This window comes from Shimia abyssi (assembly GCF_003014475.1).
Classification (GTDB): domain Bacteria; phylum Pseudomonadota; class Alphaproteobacteria; order Rhodobacterales; family Rhodobacteraceae; genus Shimia; species Shimia abyssi.
On the sequence record NZ_PYGJ01000024.1, the window covers coordinates 1 to 17,682 of the forward strand.

Consider the following 17,682-nt stretch of genomic DNA (forward strand, 5'->3'; position numbering starts at 1 on the left):
CCCTCAATCCATCAGAAAAACGCCTAAGCCATCGTCACGCCAAATGGCCGGCTTTTACTCCGCCACACTGGCAGGTTTTTAATCCGCCGTTGACATACGCCAAACCCTGACTACGGTGGCAAAGAACGTGTCAGGAGAGAGGGTTTCCAATGTATTGATCACCGACATTGGCCGACAAGATGTTTAGGTTCGCACGCGTTAAGATTTTGTTGTCGTTTCCAGATCCGCGGCAGTCCGAAAACCGCAATTTCCAGTGGAGCTGTCCATGTCGTTACAACTTCTGGAGTGCACGTGATACCGATCACAATAGCTTTCGTGGCATAGGTACGATCCACCGCGTTGAACCTTGGGTTGTTGATCGAGCGCCGAGGCAAAGGGCTGGTCGGGCCTAATAAACTGTCTTGGAAGTTCACCGTGTGAGGCATCTACCCATTCCCAGACGTTTCCGGTCATATTAAAAAGGCCAAAACCATTTGGTGGAAACGATGTAACAGGCGCGGTTCCGACATATCCATCCTCTGCCGTGTTTTCGACTGGGAAATCGCCTTGCCACGTGTTCATTAGAAAATTTTCGGCAGTGTGCATTGTGCTTCCCCATGGGAATTTTTTGTTTGTCAGGCCACCGCGCGCGGCGTATTCCCATTCGGCCTCATATGGCAACCGCAAACCTGCCCAAAGACAGTACGCGACGGCGTCATACCAGCAAAGATGCGTTGCCGGGTGGTCGAGACGGTCTTCAGTGTTGCTATCGGGACCTTCAGGGCAGCCCCAATAAGCGCCATCCACTTTGCGCCACCACGGCAGGCCAGGTGGGCTTTCTTGCCAACGGTTAGGGTCCTGCAAAAGCAAGTAAAAAACAAAGCTCCAACCCTCTTGCTCGGCGACTGTGCGATAACCGGTATGAGAGACGAAATCTGCGTATTCTTGGTTTGAGACTGTTGTGGGCGAAATGAGAAATGGCGGGACTTTGAGCCTGCGCCGGGGGCTATCTAGATCGATTGGAAACCGAGTGGTTCGTGCGCCCATTTCAAAGAAGCCACCGTTGATAGGCACGAGATGCGCACGCAACTGTTCTTGTTTCTCGTGCGAAGCTTTGTTCACGCACAATGCGGCATTTAGGTAGAGATCTGCGGAAGGGGAGTGCAGGTTCCAATTTGATGGAGCGCAACAAGAGTGGCTGCTTTCATGCGAGTCTGCCAAGATCTAACCTTTTCCATTACAGCCAAATTCAAATCTGAATACCAACTTGGTATCGACTTTAACAGGGCGTGAAGGCAGGTGCAGAGATCCAAACCTGTCACTGAGGATCTCAGCGTGCGCGCTTTGAGCGAGCTTGCCAGAGAAAATACACATGTATCAGGCAGATTTTACCTGTTTCTCAGGTCCGCCTGAAACAAAAGCGTTCAAACCGCACGTTTTCGGTTTAGCAGTCTGTGGAGCCAATTGAGTGAAGCTCACTCAAGCTGTGGCCTAACAACGATCTTGTTGATACGACTTTTCGAACGGCGACAGCGTGAAACTTGTCAACACTCCGGCAAATTGACGGCCAGCCCTCCAAGAGAAGTTTCTTTGTATTTTTCTGCCATGTCTACACCCGTTTGGCGCATGGTTTCGATGCAGTTGTCCAACGGCATAAAGTGTGTGCCATCGCCATGAAGCGCAAGCGACGCCGCTGAAACAGCTGTGATGGCACCGATACCGTTTCGTTCAATGCACGGCACTTGCACCAGCCCGTTGACCGGGTCACATGTCAGGCCAAGATGGTGTTCTAAGGCGATTTCAGCGGCATTCTCAACTTGTTCATTGGTGCCGCCAAGAGCCGCGCACAAACCTGCTGCTGCCATGGCCGATGCGCTGCCAATCTCGGCCTGGCAACCGCATTCAGCGCCTGAGATCGACGCGTTGTGTTTGACAATTCCGCCAATCGCGGCAGCGGTCAAAAGGAATGTATCGACCCCTTGTTTGGTCGCACCGTTGCAGTGATCTTGGTAGTAGCGGATCACGGCAGGTACAACGCCTGCCGCGCCGTTAGTTGGTGAGGTGACAACCTGCCCACCCGCCGCATTCTCTTCGTTTACGGCCATTGCGTAGACAGAAAGCCAGTCGTTAATGCTATGCGGTTGCTGGCTGTTTGATCCTGTTTGATTCAACAAGCGTTGATGGATCGTGCGTGCGCGGCGTTTCACATTCAATCCGCCAGGAAGAATCCCATCATGCTCAAGACCTCGCGAAATGCAGTCGCTCATGACGCCCCAGATTTTGGCGAGACGATCGGTCAACTCTTCCGGACCAAGAACAGCCTCCTCGTTTAGGCGTTTCATCTCTGAAATGCTGAGGTTTGCCTTGGAGCCCATCGCCAACATCTCAGCAGCCGAGCCAAACGGAAAAGGGTAGCCAAGCGCTTGTTGTTCTTCGCCGAGATCGGAGGGGTCCGCATTAATTTCGGCCAGCATTTCGGCCTCAGTCATCACAAAACCGCCGCCAATGGAATAGTAGGTGTCAGATACCAAGAGCGCATTTGAAGAAGCGTAGGCTTCAAATTTTAACCCGTTCGCATGCAGAGGGAGCGCGGAGCCGAAATCAAAAACCAGATCTGAATTAGGGTTGAAATTGATATCACCAATTCCAGTCACTTTGAGCGATTTTCGGGTTTGCAGTTCGCTCAGCTGGGCTTCGGCAAGGTCGGCGTTCAAATTGTCTGGTCGAAATCCCAGCAGACCAAGCATGACCGCGCGGTCAGAGGCGTGGCCTTTGCCGGTGAAAGCAAGAGACCCGTGCAACGATGCTTTGATCCGGTCAACGTCAGCGGCGCCAAACCGCCCGTTGTCGCCAGTCTTGAGACGATCCAGAAAGTGAACGGCCGCCGTCATTGGACCCATCGTGTGCGACGATGACGGGCCAATTCCAATTTTAAAAATATCAAAGACACTTAGGAACATTAGGGCATCCATGCATTAAAAAAGGCGCACCAGTACAACCGGTGCGCCTTGTAGTGTGTTTATTCGGCAGCTTCTGCGTAAGCATCCATCGGGGGGCAAGTGCAGACAAGGTTCCGGTCGCCATAGGCGTTATCAACCCGATTGACCGGAGACCAGTATTTGTCGACACCAAGTGAGCCAGCTGGATAACACGCCGCTTCGCGGGTGTAGGGCCGATCCCAGTCACCAACCAAGTCCGCAACTGTGTGGGGCGCATTCTTGAGCGGGTTGTTGTCCGCGTCGATCTTGCCGTCAACGATGTCCTGCGCTTCGCCACGAATGGACAGCATCGCGTCGCAGAACCTGTCCAACTCGTCCTTAGGCTCAGACTCGGTTGGTTCCACCATCAGCGTACCAGCCACCGGCCAGCTCATTGTTGGCGCGTGGAAACCGCTGTCGATCAGACGTTTGGCAACGTCATCCACGCTCACGCCTGCGTCGTCGTTGAGGGGGCGTGTATCGAGAATACACTCGTGCGCCACCAGACCGCTCTCTGATGTGTAGAGGATCGGGTATGCGTCTTTGAGGCGCGCAGCGATGTAGTTGGCGTTCAGGATGGCAACCTTGGTTGCTTGAGTAAGGCCTTCTCCGCCCATCAGCAGAACATATGCCCAGCTCACAGGAAGGATTGAGGGCGAACCGAAAGGTGCCGCTGAAACCGGGCCAACGGCGGTGCCGTATTCCGGGTGACCGGGCAGGTGTTCGGTCAGGTGCGCTTTGACACCGATCGGACCCATGCCGGGGCCGCCTCCGCCATGCGGAATGCAGAAGGTCTTGTGCAGGTTCAGGTGGCTAACATCGCCGCCAATATCGCCTGGACGAGACAGGCCGACCATCGCGTTCATGTTGGCGCCATCGATATAAACCTGACCGCCGTGTTCGTGCGTGATCTGGCATACTTCTTGCACAGTGGTTTCAAACACACCGTGGGTCGAAGGGTATGTGATCATACATGCGGCAAGCTGGTCAGAGTGCTTCTCTGCCTTTTCACGGAAATCGGCCAGATCGATATTGCCTTTGTCGTCTGCCTTGATCGGCACAACTTTCCAACCGACCATCTGAGCGGATGCTGGGTTCGTTCCGTGTGCCGAAGTCGGGATCAGGCAAACATTGCGGTGGCCTTCGCCACGCGCCATGTGGTAGCTGCGGATGGTCAAGAGACCGGCGTATTCACCCTGAGCACCTGAGTTGGGCTGTTGGGAAATCGCGTCGTATCCAGTGATCTGGCACAATTTGTCGTTCAGGTCGGCAATCATCTCGTGATACCCCTGCGCCTGATCTTCGGGAACGAAGGGGTGCAGGTTGCCAAATTCGGGCCACGTCACAGGGATCATTTCGATAGTTGCGTTCAGCTTCATCGTGCACGATCCCAGCGGGATCATGGCGCGATCCAGCGCCAAATCACGGTCAGCAAGGCGACGCATGTAGCGGGTCATCTCGGCTTCTGCCCGGTTCTTGTGGAAAATCGGGTGAGTGAGATATTCGCTTTGACGCAGTGCATAATCTGGCAAACGATAGTGTTTGATCGAGCTATCGTCAGTCTTTTCAATACCAAACGCACCCCAGACCGCCTCGATGGTTTCTGGACGGGTCTGTTCGTCGAGGCTGATTCCGACTTTGGTGTCGCCGACCTTGCGCAGATTGACCCCGCGCGCAACGGCGGCCTCCATCACGGTTTTCTGCAACGGGCCAACGTCGACAGTGATTGTGTCAAAGAAGACTTCGGGCTCTACCGAAAATCCTGCTTCCTCGAGGCCTTCGGCCATACGGCAGGTCTTGCGGTGAACCGATTGAGCGATCGCCTTGATGCCTTCGGGGCCATGATAGACCGCGTACATCGACGCGATTACGGCCAAAAGGGCTTGTGCGGTGCACACGTTCGAGTTGGCTTTTTCGCGGCGGATGTGCTGTTCGCGTGTTTGCAGCGACAAACGATAGGCCTTGTTGCCACGGCTGTCGATGGACACACCGATAATCCGGCCCGGCATGGAGCGTTTCAGTTTATCTGACGTTGCCATGTAGGCGGCGTGCGGACCGCCATAACCCATCGGAACGCCAAAGCGTTGGGTCGAACCAATCGCAATGTCCGCCCCCATTTCGCCGGGTGACTTCAGAAGCGCGAGCGACAGGATGTCAGCGGCAACAACAGCAATCGCCTTGTGCTCATGCAGTGCAGCGATTTCATTTGTGAAGTCGCGCACATGACCATGTGTGCCGGGATACTGGAAAATCGCACCAAAGACAGCACCTGCATCTAGCGTATCTGGATCAGCAACCACAACGTCGATGCCCAATGGCGTTGCACGCGTTTTGATCACTTCGATTGTCTGCGGGTGGCAGTTCTTGTCGACAAAGAAAGCAGCGTTGTTGGCTTTGGAGCGGCCGCTGCGCTTGGCCATAGCCATTGCTTCCGCAGCAGCGGTGGCTTCGTCAAGCAGCGAGGCATTGGCCACGTCGAGACCGGTCAAATCGCTGACCATCGTCTGGAAATTCAGCAGAGCTTCGAGACGGCCCTGACTGATTTCAGGCTGGTAAGGCGTGTAGGCCGTGTACCATGCTGGGTTCTCCAGAATGTTTCGCAGGATCGGCGCAGGCGTGGTGGTTCCGTGATAACCCTGACCAATTAGCGAGGTCAGGATTTTATTCTTTTCCGCCACTTGACGCATGTGAAACAGTGCATCGCGTTCGGTCATGCCGGGGGTGCCGAAATCCAGTGGGGATTTCTGGCGAATTTCAGCTGGAACGGTGGCGTCAATCAGTGCATCGAGGCTCTCGTAACCCAGCGTATCCAGCATTTCTTTCATCTCAGCCGGAGATGGGCCGATGTGGCGACGATTTGCAAAATCGTAGGCCTGATAGTCGGTTGGTTGAAATTCCATCTACGTATCCTCTAGCCGATCAGTGCTTTGTAAGCGTCCAGATCCATCAAGTCGTCCAGCTGACTCGCGTCAGACAGTTTGACCTTGTAGATCCAAGCATCGCCTTCGGGGCTTTCGTTCAGCGCACCAGGATTGTCGCCCAAAGTTTCATTGGCTTCCACAACTTCGCCGTCGACCGGCGCATAGATTTCGGAAGCTGCCTTGACGGATTCGATCACGCCGATTTCTTCGCCCTTTTCGAATTCGTCACCGGTTTCTTTTTGCTCAACAAACACGATTTCGCCTAGCTGCTCGGCAGCGTGTGCCGTGATGCCAATGGTGGCGATATCGCCTTCAAAAGTGATCCATTCGTGATCTTCAGAGTAGTAAGTTGTCATGTGATGTGCTCCCGATTTAGCGCTTGTAGTTTTGTTTTACAAAAGGAAGGGCGACGATTTCCGCCGGTTGGGCTTTGCCCCGGATGATCAGGTTAACCTTCTCGCCCGCGGTGCCGTGTCCTGCTGAAACATAGCCCATGGCAACGGGTCCGCCAACGGTTGGCCCAAAGCTGCCAGAGGTGATCTGACCGATAGTGTTGCCTTCCAGGCATTGTACTTCGACGCCTTGGCGGGCCGGTGCGCGGCCATCTGGTTTAATGCCCACCAAGCGGCGCGCTGCGCCTTCGGCGAGTTCTTTTTGAACGCGTGCGGCACCGGGAAACCCGCCTTCTTCTTTGCGACGTTTTTGAATTGCCCATGCCAGCGAGGCTTCGATTGGGGAAGTCGACTGATCGATGTCGTTGCCATAAAGGCAAAGACCAGATTCGAGACGCAAGCTGTCACGTGCGCCTAGACCAGCTGGTTCGCAGTCTTCATGCGCCAGAAAGGCGCGCGAAACTTCGATCGCTTTGTCCTCTGGGATCGAAATTTCGTAACCGTCTTCGCCAGTATAGCCCAAGCGGGAGATGCGGCATTCGATGCCGTTGATTTCGTCCAGTGTGGTTTCCATGAAGTTCAGCTCACGGGCTGCCGGGCACAGGTCGCCCACGACGTCTTCTGCCTTGGGGCCCTGAACGGCAACAAGCGCACGATCGAAGATTTCGGTGACTTCGACGCCGTCTAGATTTGCCTGCATGTGCGGGATGTCTTGGTGACGCAGTGCTGCGTTGACAACGACAAAGAAATAGTCGCCTGCATTGGCGACAATTAAGTCGTCCATTATGCCGCCGTCTTCGTTGGTGAAAAAGCCATAGCGCGCTTTGCCAGGCTTAAGCGTTGCATAGGCCTGTGGGCACAGCGCTTCGAGCTTTTCGCCAACGTTGTCACCGCGCAAGATCACTTGACCCATATGGCTGACGTCAAACAAAGCAGCTTTTTCACGGCAATGTTTGTGCTCTCCCATGATGCCCATGGGGTACTGAACAGGCATTTCCCAGCCTGCGAAATCGACCATTTTTCCACCGAGTTCAACGTGGAGGTCATAAAGCGGGGTACGTTTCGGAGAATTGTCAGACATGTCTGTGATCCCGGAAGTGTGTTGACGTATCAGTCGCGAACGACGGTGACTGTGCAATGCGCGTTGCGCACGACACGTGCGAGGTTCGGGCCAATTTCGTAGTTCGGAAAATCGCCCTTGGCCGAAGCCATAATGATCATGTCATAGCCGTCCTTGTGGGCCAGCTTGAGTATTTCACGATAGACGCTGCCTTCGATGATGTGAACCGGCACATGCGCGGCGTCGTTGTTGGCAAGGATGGTCTCGACTTTCCCACGGACAAAGTCCTTGGCACCTGCGCCGTATCCCTGTGGCAGGTTTGGCAGTTGGATGATCTCGGGGATGACCTCAACGGCATGCAGCTCTGCGCCATAAAACTTGGCCTGCTCCAGTGCGAGCGGCAGGGCCTTTTTCCACGAACGGTCGTCTGTATGATCAATCGGCAGCAGGATTTTGGTGGCCATTTGTCTTTCTCCTCGAGGTAGGAATACAATTGATGCACGAGGGGCCATGCGGCCCCCCGGCCAGTGTTGCTTTATTCGGCAGCCGTGCCGCTCGGCTCTTCTGATTGACCGCCCGAGGCAAAGAACTCCTTGGTCAATTTGAAGACGATTGGGCTCAGCAGTGCCAGCGCAATCAGGTTCGGGATTGCCATCATGGCGTTGAGCGTATCCGCCAGAAGCCAGATAAAGCCCAGATCTGCGGTCGCACCGAAGTAGATCATCACGATCCAAAGGAACCGGTAAGGGATCAATGCGCGATGGCCAAAGAAGAAACCGACGCATTTTTCACCATAGAAGGACCAGCCTAGGATGGTTGTGAAGGCAAAGATCGACAGCGCGACTGCGATCAGGTAACCGCCGATACCCGGCAATGTCAGTTCAAACGCGAGGCTGGTCAGTGCAGCACCGGATTCTCCAGATGTCCAAGCACCGGAGGCGATGATGGCAAGGCCAGTAATCGAGCAGACGATGATCGTGTCGATGAACGTACCCAGCATGGCAACCAGACCTTGGTTAACTGGGCCTTTGGTCGATGCAGCAGCGTGCGCGATTGGGGCCGAACCCAGACCAGCTTCGTTCGAAAAGACACCACGTGCCACGCCAAAGCGGATCGCCGCCCAGACCGCTGCACCGGCAAAACCACCTTCAGCAGCAGACGGAGTGAATGCGTGAGTGAAGACAAGGTTCAGCGCATAGCCGATGTTGCCGATATTGATCAGCAGCACCAGAAGGCCAGCGACAATATATGCAACCGCCATAAACGGAACCAGCTTACCTGCGACCGCGCCGATGCGTGTAATGCCACCCAGAATAACAGCTGCGGTCAACACCATGAGAACAACGCCAGTAACCGAAGTGTTCAGGCCAAAGTTGGCTTCCAGTACTTGTGCAACACCGTTGGCCTGCACGCCATTGCCGATGCCAAATGCTGCGATCGCACCAAACAGAGCGAATGCACCACCGAGCCAGGCCCATTTGGAACCGAGGCCGTTTTTGATGTAGTACATCGGGCCGCCAACGTAGTTGCCCAGTTCATCAGTCTCGCGATACTTCACCGCCAGCACAGCTTCGGCATACTTGGTGGCCATGCCCACCAAGGCGGTCATCCACATCCAGAATAATGCGCCTGGACCGCCCAGGAAGACAGCAGTGGCCACACCAGCGATGTTGCCGGTACCGATGGTTGCCGAGAGCGATGTCATAAGCGCGTTAAACGGGCTGATCTGGCCTTCGCCTTGCCCTTCACGGCCTTTGAACAGCAGGCTGAAGCCCGTGCCCAGCTTTAGGATCGGCATGAACTTCAGGCCGACTTGCAAAAAGAAGCCTACGCCGAGAATGAGGACCAGCATTAGCGGCCCCCACACGACGCCATTGATGGCTCCTACGATTGAATTTAACGCTTCCATGGTTTCCCTCCCATTTGCGTTTTGGTTTATGCCCTGTTGGCGATGGCCTTTTGACGGGCCTCCTTCAGAGCGGCAAAATCTTCGTCTGCGTGGAACGATGAACGCGTTAGCGGAGTCGCTGACACGTGCAGAAAGCCTTTTGAGCGGGCGATCTGTTCCAGTTGGGCGAATTCCTCCGGTGTCCAGAAACGATCAATTGGATGATGTTTCGGGGTTGGTTGCAGGTACTGACCGACGGTCAGAAAATCGACGTTAGCTGCGCGCAGGTCGTCCATCACCTGACGTATGTCGTTCAGTGTTTCACCAAGTCCGACCATGAGGCCGGATTTGGTGAAGATCTCTGGATTTGCACGCTTGGCGTCGTCTAAAAGGCGCAGCGAGGTGTAATACCTCGCGCCGGGGCGCACGGTTGGGTAGAGATGCGGGACCGTTTCCAGATTGTGATTGAACACGTCTGGTGCTGCATCAAAAACCGTTTCAGCTGCGGCACCTTTACCAAGAAAATCAGGTGTCAAAACTTCGATAGTTGTGCCGGGGTTTTGATGCCGTACGGCACGGATCGTTTGTGCGATATGTTCAGACCCGCCATCTGACAGATCGTCCCGATCCACAGACGTGATGACAACATGGCGCAAGCCCAGTTTCTTGACCGCGGCGGCGACACGTCCGGGTTCAAATGCGTCCAGAGTATCTGGCCGACCAGTCGAGACGTTGCAGAATGAGCACCCCCGCGTGCAGACCTCGCCCATTATCATCATGGTAGCGTGGCGCTTGGACCAGCATTCGCCGATGTTAGGGCACGCAGCCTCTTCACAGACCGTGGTCAGGTCGTGATCCCGCATGAGACGGCGGGTCTCATAATACGCGTCGCCTTCGACCTTTTTCTTGCGAATCCATTTTGGCTTGCGTGGGATCACGCTATCCGCCTTTTTGGCCTTTTCAGGATGGCGAGGACGCTGCTGGATGGTCATTGGCTCGTCTTCCTTATGCGTGAATTGCGCGACCCAGAGCATCGAGGCAGGCTTCCTTGACCGCCTCGCCCATGGCCGGGTGTGCATGGCAGGTCGCGGCCACTTCACCAACGGTGACACCTTTGTTCATGGCCAAAACCAACTCGGCAATCAGATCTCCGCCATGTGCACCACAGATATGTGCACCGAGGATCGTTCCGTCAGGTGCGGCCAGTACTTTGACAGCACCGTCAGTTTCACCGCTGGAACGCGCACGAGAGTTTGCCATAAAGCTGAATTTGCCGACCGAGTATTCTGTGCCAACCTCTTTCAAGGCCTCTTCGGTCAGGCCGACTGAGGCAACTTCGGGGTCTGTGTAGACCACGCCGGGTACGGTGTTGTAGTCAACGTGAGCTGCCTCGCCCGCGAGCATTTCGACGCAAGCGACCCCGTCTTCCTCGGCTTTGTGCGCAAGCATTGGCCCCGGCACGCAGTCACCTATGGCGTATATTCCCGGAACCGACGTCTGGAAGGTTGCATCGACTTCGATGAAGCCGCGAGGATTGATCTTAACGCCAAGGTCATCAAGCCCAAGTCCGCGTGTGACGGGGCGACGGCCGACAGCGATCAAAACCTTGTCGACCTCTATTACGTCTTCTTTGTCCTTGCCAACGCGCTCCACCGTCAGGGACAGGCCTCCGTCATTTGCATCAATCGATTTCAATGTGCGGCCAAGCTGAAATTTCAGCCCGCGCTTTGACAGGGCGCGTTGCGCGAGCTTGGCGATTTCACCATCGATACCGGGAAGAACGCGGTCGAGATATTCGATGACCGTTACTTTTGCACCCAACCGTGCCCATACTTGTCCCAGTTCCAGGCCGATTACGCCTGCACCGACAACAACCAGATGCTCGGGTACTGCGTCTAAAGCGATTGCGCCGGTCGAGCTGAGAACGTCTTTCTCGTCAATCTCGATCCCCGGTATAGATGTCGGTTCAGAGCCAGTCGCGATCAGGATGTTTTTGGTTTCATGAATATCGTCACCAACTTTCACTTGTCCGGCGGCGGGAATGCTGGCCCAGCCTTCGATCATGTCGACGCCGTTCTTCTTGAAGAGAAAGGCGATACCTTTGGTCAGATCGCCAACGATCTTATCCTTGCGCCCCATCATTGTGCTCACATCGATGCTGGCCTCCTCGACCGAGATGCCGTGGGAGGAGAGATGGGCAAGTTCGGCATACTTGGCCGAGGAGGTCAGCAACGCTTTGGAGGGGATACACCCCACATTCAGGCAAGTTCCGCCAAGGGTACCGCGCCCTTCGACACAAGCGACATTCAAGCCCAGCTGAGCGGCACGGATGGCCGCAACATAGCCGCCAGGTCCGCCACCGATCACGATGAGGTCGTAGGTCTTCATAGTCTGCCCCTTAGTAAATTGGGAATTTTGCGCAGAGCGCATTGACTTTTTCGAAGGTCGCTTTTTCGACGGCTTCGTCTCCTTCAGGCGATTTAGCGAGCGCATCCAGAACATCGCCGATCAGATGGCCGATCTGGCTGAACTCTTCGGGGCCAAAGCCTCGGCTGCATCCTGCGGCAGTACCCAAGCGAATTCCGCTAGTGATAGTTGGTTTCTCTGGGTCACCAGGCACGCTGTTCTTGTTGCAGGTGAAACCTGCGCGTTCCAGCGCAGCTTCTGCTGCGTTGCCTTTTACGCCGATGGGGCGCAAGTCGACCAGCATCAGGTGGTTTTGTGTGCCGCCTGAAACGATGTCGCACCCACGTTCAATCATAACGTTCGCGAGCGTCGATGCGCTGTTTACAACACGTTGCATGTAATCCTTGAACTCGGGTTGCAGAGCCTCGCCAAAGGCGACGGCCTTACCAGCAATGACGTGCATGAGCGGGCCGCCCTGAAGGCCGGGGAAGACTGCCGAGTTGATTTTTTTAGCTATGGATTCGTCGTTGGTCAGAATGATGCCACCGCGCGGGCCACGAAGGGTTTTATGAGTTGTCGACGTCACGACATGCGCATGCCCAATTGGAGATGGGTGTAGGCCGGTAGCGACCAGTCCGGCGATGTGCGCCATGTCGACCAGAAGCCAGGCACCCACTTCGTTGGCAATTGCGCGGAACGCGGCAAAATCAATGATTTGAGAGTACGCGGACGCACCTGCAATGATCATCTGCGGACGCTCGGCGCGCGCCAGTTCGGCGACCTGCGCCATGTCAATCTGGCCGTTCTGGTCCAAACCATAGGCAATAGGGCGGAACCATTTTCCGGACATTGCAGGTTTCGCGCCATGGGTTAGGTGGCCACCGGCATCAAGCGACATTCCCAGAATTGTGTCACCGGGTTTCAACAATGCCAGCTTGACGGCACCGTTGGCTTGAGCGCCTGAGTGCGGCTGTACGTTGGCAAAGTTGCAACGGAACAGGCGCTTGAGGCGGTCTATCGCCTCAGCCTCGACAACGTCGACATGCTCGCAGCCACCATAGTAGCGGCGTCCCGGATACCCTTCTGCGTATTTGTTGGTAAGGACGGATCCCTGCGCGTCAATAACAGCTTTGGAGACAATGTTCTCAGATGCGATCAGCTCAATCTGTCCGCTCTGACGGTCGTTTTCCAGAGAAATTGCGTTGGCGATAACAGGGTCTGTGGCGCTCAGAGAAGCCTTAAACAGTGCATTTTCCACAAGCATTTCCTCCTATAGGTCGTTTTGTTTCCTATAGTGGAAAAATTCCCTATGAGGCAACTCTTTTTCTTGTTATCGCGGTTGAAGGAACTATGTCCTCTCGATAACCTGTGGAAAATAGGGGGATTTTATGGGGGAAGAAATTCCACGGGAAACGTCTGGAATGGACGTGCCAGAAGATGGTGCGGCACTTGGGCGGTCGGTTCGAGACGCTCGGCGCGCGAAAGGGTGGACGTTAGAGGAAACAGGACGCATTGCGGGAATCGGTCGTTCAACGCTTTCCAAAATTGAAAATAACCAAACGCGCCCAAGTTTTGAGATCGTACGCCGATTAACACAAGCGCTGGATATGAACCCACCGCAGTTGTTTGTGCAATCTGGCCAGTCAGGCGTAACAGGGCGTCGTGATTTTACCCCGAAAGGGGGAGGTGAAGTGCGCGAAACGCCGACCTACCACCACGAGCTGCTTTGCGCTGAATTGGCCAGTAAGCGCATGTTACCCTATGTCGCGACGATCAAGGCGCGTGATGTCTCTGAGTTTGACACGTGGATTCGTCACTCGGGCGAAGAGTTTATGTATGTTCTCAGTGGCGATTTGACCTTTTTCTCTGAGCACTACCGTCCGCTGCCCATGACTGCCGGGGATTCCGTCTATTACGACAGCGCGATGGGACATGGTTGTATTTCCACGAGTGACGAAGATGCGCAGGTACTTTGGGTTTCACTTGAGTAAGTTGAAAGCTGTAGATAGTCGCCACGAACAAAATTTTTTGCGTGAAAATCATTCACAATAATGAGCGTTTATTGGAATTGGATTAATCAAGACTCACTCGTAAAGTGATGTTCGATACCTAGTTCTACGAGGCGCAAATGCGGCGAACCAGACGAAAGACAGGCGCTTCTCAGCTACCTGATATTGTAAGTGCTCCGCCTGTTGGCGGGCAGTTTAAGCCATTGGATCGTGACAAGCTTGAGCATGTCACGAATGCCGCTTTTGAAATTCTGGAAAAGATTGGCGTTGGGGGCGTGCCCGAAGATGTGCGCGACCTGGCCTTGGCCAACGGCGCGCAAGCGCGAGAAGACGGCAGGATCACCTTTCCCCGCAGCCTGACCGAGGACGTGATCGCCAAGGCGTGCAAGCGGGTTGAGTTGCCAGGCTTTGTGCGGGAGCGCGGGATCGAAGTTGGTGGCGGTCGGGTGCATATTGGGACCGGAGGTGCCGCGGTTCAGGTGTTGGATGCCCACACCCAGAAATTTCGCGACAGCACGTTAAAGGACCTCTACGAACTCATGCGCGTTGTGGATATTAGTGAAAACATCCACTATTCACTTCGCCCTGTTGTCGCGCGCGACATCGAAGATCCACGTACTCTTGATATCAACACTGCTTTTGCGGCAATGAAGGCGACGTCCAAACCAATTGGAACCAGCTTTTTCGAGCCTGCAAACGTGGCGCCGGTTGTCGAAATGTTTGACATCGCGCTCGGTGGAGAGGGGGCGTTCAAAAAGCAGCCGTTCTGTTTCGCTTCGATCTGTCATGTCGTACCGCCGCTCACGCTTGCCGAAGAGGCAATTGGTGTTATGCGGGAATGTGTGCGTCTGGGGATGCCATTGCAAATTTGCTCGGCGGCCCAGGCCGGAGCAACCAGCCCGGCTTCTCTGGCGGGCGCATTGGCTCAGGGTCTCGCAGAATCTTTGGCGGGCTTGATTCTGGTTAATATGATGGAGCCGGGTTTCCCCTGTGTTTTGGCATTCTTGCCATTCATTTCCGACTTGCGCACCGGCGCGATGACCGGTGGATCGGGCGAGGCCGCAGTAGCAAACGCTGCCGCTGCACAGCTGCTCTTCCACTTGGGCTTGCCGTCGACCGTTTCCGCTGGGATGACTGATGCCAAAACCGCAGATGCGCAGTCAGGCTATGAAAAGGGGTATACCATCGCCCTTGCCGCGCAGGGTGGCGCGGACATGATCAACCTGAGCGTCGGCATGCTGGGTTCCATTATGGCCGCCTCCAAAGAGGCGCTGGTGATCGACAACGACATGTGCGGCGCGATCTTGCGGTCCGTGCGTGGGGTTGAGATGTTTGAAGGGGCCGTTGATCTCGACGTGATCGAGCAGGTCGTAACGGGTGAAGGCCATTACCTGGGCACCGCCCAGACGCTGGACTTGATGACCAAAGAATACGTCTATCCGGCGATCGGCGATCGCCAAAGTGTAAATGACTGGCTTGAGAGTGGCGCGTTGACCGTATGGGATCGCGCCATGGCAAAGGTGTCAGAGATCGAGACTCTACCTGTGCCAAGCCATCTTCCGGCCGAGGCCGAGGCCGCTATACGCGCCAAGTTCCCAATTCTATTTCCAGAAATTCCACGAGTCTAAAACATGAAAACTCATGCCAAGGTTGTGATTATTGGTGGGGGCGCCGTCGGCGTCTCTACTCTGTACCACCTCGCAAAAGCGGGTGTCACAGACACTTTGTTGATCGAGAAGAACGAGCTTACATCAGGTTCAACATGGCATGCTGCCGGGAACATCCCAACCTATGCTAACAGCTGGGGGGGGATGCGCGCTGGGAACTACGCGTGGAAGCTCTATAAAGATCTGGCCGACGAGGTAGATTATCCGATCACTTATCGCCATACCGGCGCCTTTTGGCCCGCTCACACCCAAGAGCGGATGGATCTATTCCGCCATCTGGTGGGGATATCCAAGGGGTTGGGATATGACATGGCGATGCTGACGCCGTCTGAAATGGACGACATGCATCCCTATTTCAGCTCTGGCGACAGTATCATTGGTGGAATTCTGGACCCGTATGAGGGCGATGTAGATCCAAGCCAGTTGACGCAAGCCTTGGCGAAAGGGGCGCGTGACCTGGGGGCCCAGATCGCTCGCTTTACCCAAGTTGCCGGGATCACCCGCCGCCCATCGGGCGAGTGGGAAGTCGTGACGGACAAGGGCAACGTTGTTTGTGACGTCGTGATCAACGCGGGTGGATATTACGGCCGCGTTGTGGGTGAAATGGTCGGCCAAAAGCTTCCGGTTGTCACATTGGAGCACCAGTATCTGGTTACCGAAAGCTTGCCCGAGCTTGAGGCGAACCCGGATAACTTCCCGCTCGTGCGCGACCCGGACATCATGTATTATCTCCGCCGCGAGCGGAACGGGCTGCTTTTGGGCAGTTATGGCCACGAAGGGCGTCCGGCCTGGTTGGATGGAATGCCCGATTGCTTTGCCAATCAGCTTTATCCTGACAGCGTCGATGACATAGCAGAAATCCTTGAATCTGCACTTGAGCATGTTCCCCTGTTGGGCGAAGCGGGCGTGAGCCGGTTTGTAAACGGGCCCATCCCCTACAGCCCCGATGGCGCACCACTGTGTGGCCCCGCCTTTGGCTTGCCCAACTTCTACCACGCGTGCTGTTTCCCCGTTGGGATCACCCATTCCGCAGCTGCCGCCAAAACCCTGACTGAATGGATCACCGAAGGCGAACCTGAATGGGATATGTCGATGTGGGATCCTCGCCGCTTCGGAGAAGAGTGGGCGACGTTTGATTTTACTGTCAAACGGTCGAGCGAGCTTTATGAAAACCAATACGCCATTCCGTATCCGCATCGCTTGTGGAAAGCGGGTCGGCCCGTTCAGACAACCCCGCTCTACGACACATTGAAAGCCAAAGGCGCAGTGTTTGGGCAAGTTGCTGGATGGGAACGCGCATTCTGGTTTGAGACCGATGCGATCAAGGATGATGGTAAGCTGAGCTATCATCACGAAGTGTGGCATGACGCGGTTGAGGCCGAATGTCAGGGTGTGCGCGATAATGTCGGCGTGATGGATCACGGCGGGTTCACGCGGTATGAGGTCGAAGGACAGGGCGCAACCGACTTTTTGAACGAAGTGTTCTGTGGCGCGATGCCCAAAGTCGGGCGGGTCAAACTCAGCTATATGCTGACGCCCAAGGGCAAAGTTTGGTCAGAGGCGACCATCGCGCGTTTGGATGAAAACAAATACCTGCTCTGTGGCCCAACACTCGCAGATCAGCGCGACCACGATTGGATGTCGCAGTTTTTGCCCGTAACAGGTGTGACACTTACGCGTGGGTCAAAGTTTGACGCGGCGCTGATGGTCATGGGCCCCAAATCGCGCGACGTATTGCAACCGCTTTCCGATGATGACCTTTCCAAAGAGGCCGCGCCATGGATGACGGTGCGCGAGATCACTATTGCGGGTGTGCCCGCAATTGCACTGCGCGTTTCTTATGTTGGTGAACTGGGTTGGGAGCTTCACATTCGCTCTGAGGACCTGACGACGGTTTATTCCGCGATTATGAAACAAGGCGCGGACAAGGGTATCATTGAATTTGGTTCCTATGCCCTGAACGCAATGCGGTTGGAAAAAGGCTATCATGGGTGGGGTGCGGACTTTGGCATTGAATACACCGCCTTTGATGCCGGACTGGACCGATTTGTCAGCAAGAAGAAAGACTCATTTGTAGGGCGTGACGCCTTTTTGGCGCAGGCGGGTGCGCCAAAGGACTATCATTTCACAGCCTTTGAACTTGAAGGGCACGGCGCGGACGCGCTGTCCTCGGACCCAATTTGCAAAGACGGCAAGCCGGTGGGTTATGTCAGCTCGGGCGGGACCGGTTTTCGGATCGGCAAAAGGATCGCGCTGGGTTATCTGACCGTTTCGACAAAACCCGGCGATGAGTTCGAGATCGAGGTGTTAGGTGTGCCTGTCAAAGCCACAGTTGCGTCTACGCCATTCTATGACCCAGAAAACGACCGGCTCAGAGGCTGA

Annotated in this window: 13 protein-coding genes; 3 read left to right on the plus strand and 10 right to left on the minus strand. The window is 55.2% G+C overall.

What is annotated here, in order from left to right; translation table 11 throughout:
• Nucleotides 1–198: 198 nt before the first annotated feature.
• From CLV88_RS21420 to glyA, 10 genes are all read right to left on the minus strand, one after another.
• Complete coding sequence (locus CLV88_RS21420) at nt 199–1,101, minus strand: formylglycine-generating enzyme family protein (protein WP_106610455.1); 903 nt, start codon at nt 1,099–1,101, stop codon at nt 199–201.
• Nucleotides 1,102–1,523: 422 nt separating this feature from the next.
• A complete protein-coding gene (locus CLV88_RS21425) occupies nt 1,524–2,939 on the minus strand; it encodes an L-serine ammonia-lyase (RefSeq protein WP_106610487.1) in 1,416 nt (471 codons plus the stop codon).
• 59 nt (nt 2,940–2,998) lie between these two features.
• Nucleotides 2,999–5,857: an aminomethyl-transferring glycine dehydrogenase gene (gene gcvP, locus CLV88_RS21430; protein WP_106610456.1), complete on the minus strand. Its 2,859-nt coding sequence runs from the start codon at nt 5,855–5,857 to the stop codon at nt 2,999–3,001.
• An 11-nt stretch (nt 5,858–5,868) separates the two neighbouring features.
• Nucleotides 5,869–6,234: a glycine cleavage system protein GcvH gene (gene gcvH, locus CLV88_RS21435; protein ID WP_106610457.1), complete on the minus strand. Its 366-nt coding sequence runs from the start codon at nt 6,232–6,234 to the stop codon at nt 5,869–5,871.
• Between the two features lie 16 nt (nt 6,235–6,250).
• On the minus strand, nt 6,251–7,351 hold the full coding sequence (gcvT, locus tag CLV88_RS21440) for a glycine cleavage system aminomethyltransferase GcvT (RefSeq protein WP_106610458.1): 1,101 nt from the start codon (nt 7,349–7,351) through the stop codon (nt 6,251–6,253).
• A gap of 29 nt (nt 7,352–7,380) precedes the next feature.
• On the minus strand, nt 7,381–7,794 hold the full coding sequence (locus tag CLV88_RS21445; RefSeq protein WP_106610459.1) for a universal stress protein: 414 nt from the start codon (nt 7,792–7,794) through the stop codon (nt 7,381–7,383).
• 71 nt (nt 7,795–7,865) lie between these two features.
• On the minus strand, nt 7,866–9,239 hold the full coding sequence (locus tag CLV88_RS21450; RefSeq protein ID WP_106610460.1) for an alanine/glycine:cation symporter family protein: 1,374 nt from the start codon (nt 9,237–9,239) through the stop codon (nt 7,866–7,868).
• A 26-nt stretch (nt 9,240–9,265) separates the two neighbouring features.
• Complete coding sequence (lipA, locus tag CLV88_RS21455) at nt 9,266–10,210, minus strand: lipoyl synthase (RefSeq protein WP_106610488.1); 945 nt, start codon at nt 10,208–10,210, stop codon at nt 9,266–9,268.
• Between the two features lie 13 nt (nt 10,211–10,223).
• Entirely contained in the window at nt 10,224–11,606 is a 1,383-nt protein-coding gene (gene lpdA, locus CLV88_RS21460; protein ID WP_106610461.1) for a dihydrolipoyl dehydrogenase, read from the minus strand.
• 10 nt (nt 11,607–11,616) lie between these two features.
• On the minus strand, nt 11,617–12,870 hold the full coding sequence (gene glyA / locus CLV88_RS21465; RefSeq protein WP_106610489.1) for a serine hydroxymethyltransferase: 1,254 nt from the start codon (nt 12,868–12,870) through the stop codon (nt 11,617–11,619).
• Between the two features lie 142 nt (nt 12,871–13,012).
• On the opposite strand from glyA, the gene CLV88_RS21470 reads away from it, so the two are divergent.
• The 3 genes from CLV88_RS21470 to CLV88_RS21480 all read left to right on the plus strand — a co-directional run bounded on the left by CLV88_RS21470 (nt 13,013) and on the right by CLV88_RS21480 (nt 17,682).
• Nucleotides 13,013–13,615 (plus strand): helix-turn-helix domain-containing protein, encoded by a 603-nt coding sequence (locus tag CLV88_RS21470; RefSeq protein WP_106610462.1) that lies wholly within the window; start codon nt 13,013–13,015, stop codon nt 13,613–13,615.
• A 137-nt stretch (nt 13,616–13,752) separates the two neighbouring features.
• Nucleotides 13,753–15,261, plus strand: a complete 1,509-nt coding sequence (locus CLV88_RS21475; RefSeq protein WP_106610463.1) for a trimethylamine methyltransferase family protein — start codon at nt 13,753–13,755, stop codon at nt 15,259–15,261.
• Between the two features lie 3 nt (nt 15,262–15,264).
• Nucleotides 15,265–17,682, plus strand: a complete 2,418-nt coding sequence (locus CLV88_RS21480) for a GcvT family protein (protein ID WP_106610464.1) — start codon at nt 15,265–15,267, stop codon at nt 17,680–17,682.

Coding starts and splice junctions, on each gene's coding strand:
- gcvH (WP_106610457.1), bottom strand. CDS start 6,234: ATGACAACTTACTACTCTGAAGATCACGAATGGATCACTTTTGAAGGC.
- gcvP (WP_106610456.1), bottom strand. CDS start 5,857: ATGGAATTTCAACCAACCGACTATCAGGCCTACGATTTTGCAAATCGT.
- CLV88_RS21475 (WP_106610463.1), top strand. CDS start 13,753: ATGCGGCGAACCAGACGAAAGACAGGCGCTTCTCAGCTACCTGATATT.
- CLV88_RS21425 (WP_106610487.1), bottom strand. CDS start 2,939: ATGTTCCTAAGTGTCTTTGATATTTTTAAAATTGGAATTGGCCCGTCA.
- lipA (WP_106610488.1), bottom strand. CDS start 10,210: ATGACCATCCAGCAGCGTCCTCGCCATCCTGAAAAGGCCAAAAAGGCG.
- lpdA (WP_106610461.1), bottom strand. CDS start 11,606: ATGAAGACCTACGACCTCATCGTGATCGGTGGCGGACCTGGCGGCTAT.
- gcvT (WP_106610458.1), bottom strand. CDS start 7,351: ATGTCTGACAATTCTCCGAAACGTACCCCGCTTTATGACCTCCACGTT.
- CLV88_RS21445 (WP_106610459.1), bottom strand. CDS start 7,794: ATGGCCACCAAAATCCTGCTGCCGATTGATCATACAGACGACCGTTCG.
- CLV88_RS21450 (WP_106610460.1), bottom strand. CDS start 9,239: ATGGAAGCGTTAAATTCAATCGTAGGAGCCATCAATGGCGTCGTGTGG.
- CLV88_RS21470 (WP_106610462.1), top strand. CDS start 13,013: ATGGGGGAAGAAATTCCACGGGAAACGTCTGGAATGGACGTGCCAGAA.
- CLV88_RS21480 (WP_106610464.1), top strand. CDS start 15,265: ATGAAAACTCATGCCAAGGTTGTGATTATTGGTGGGGGCGCCGTCGGC.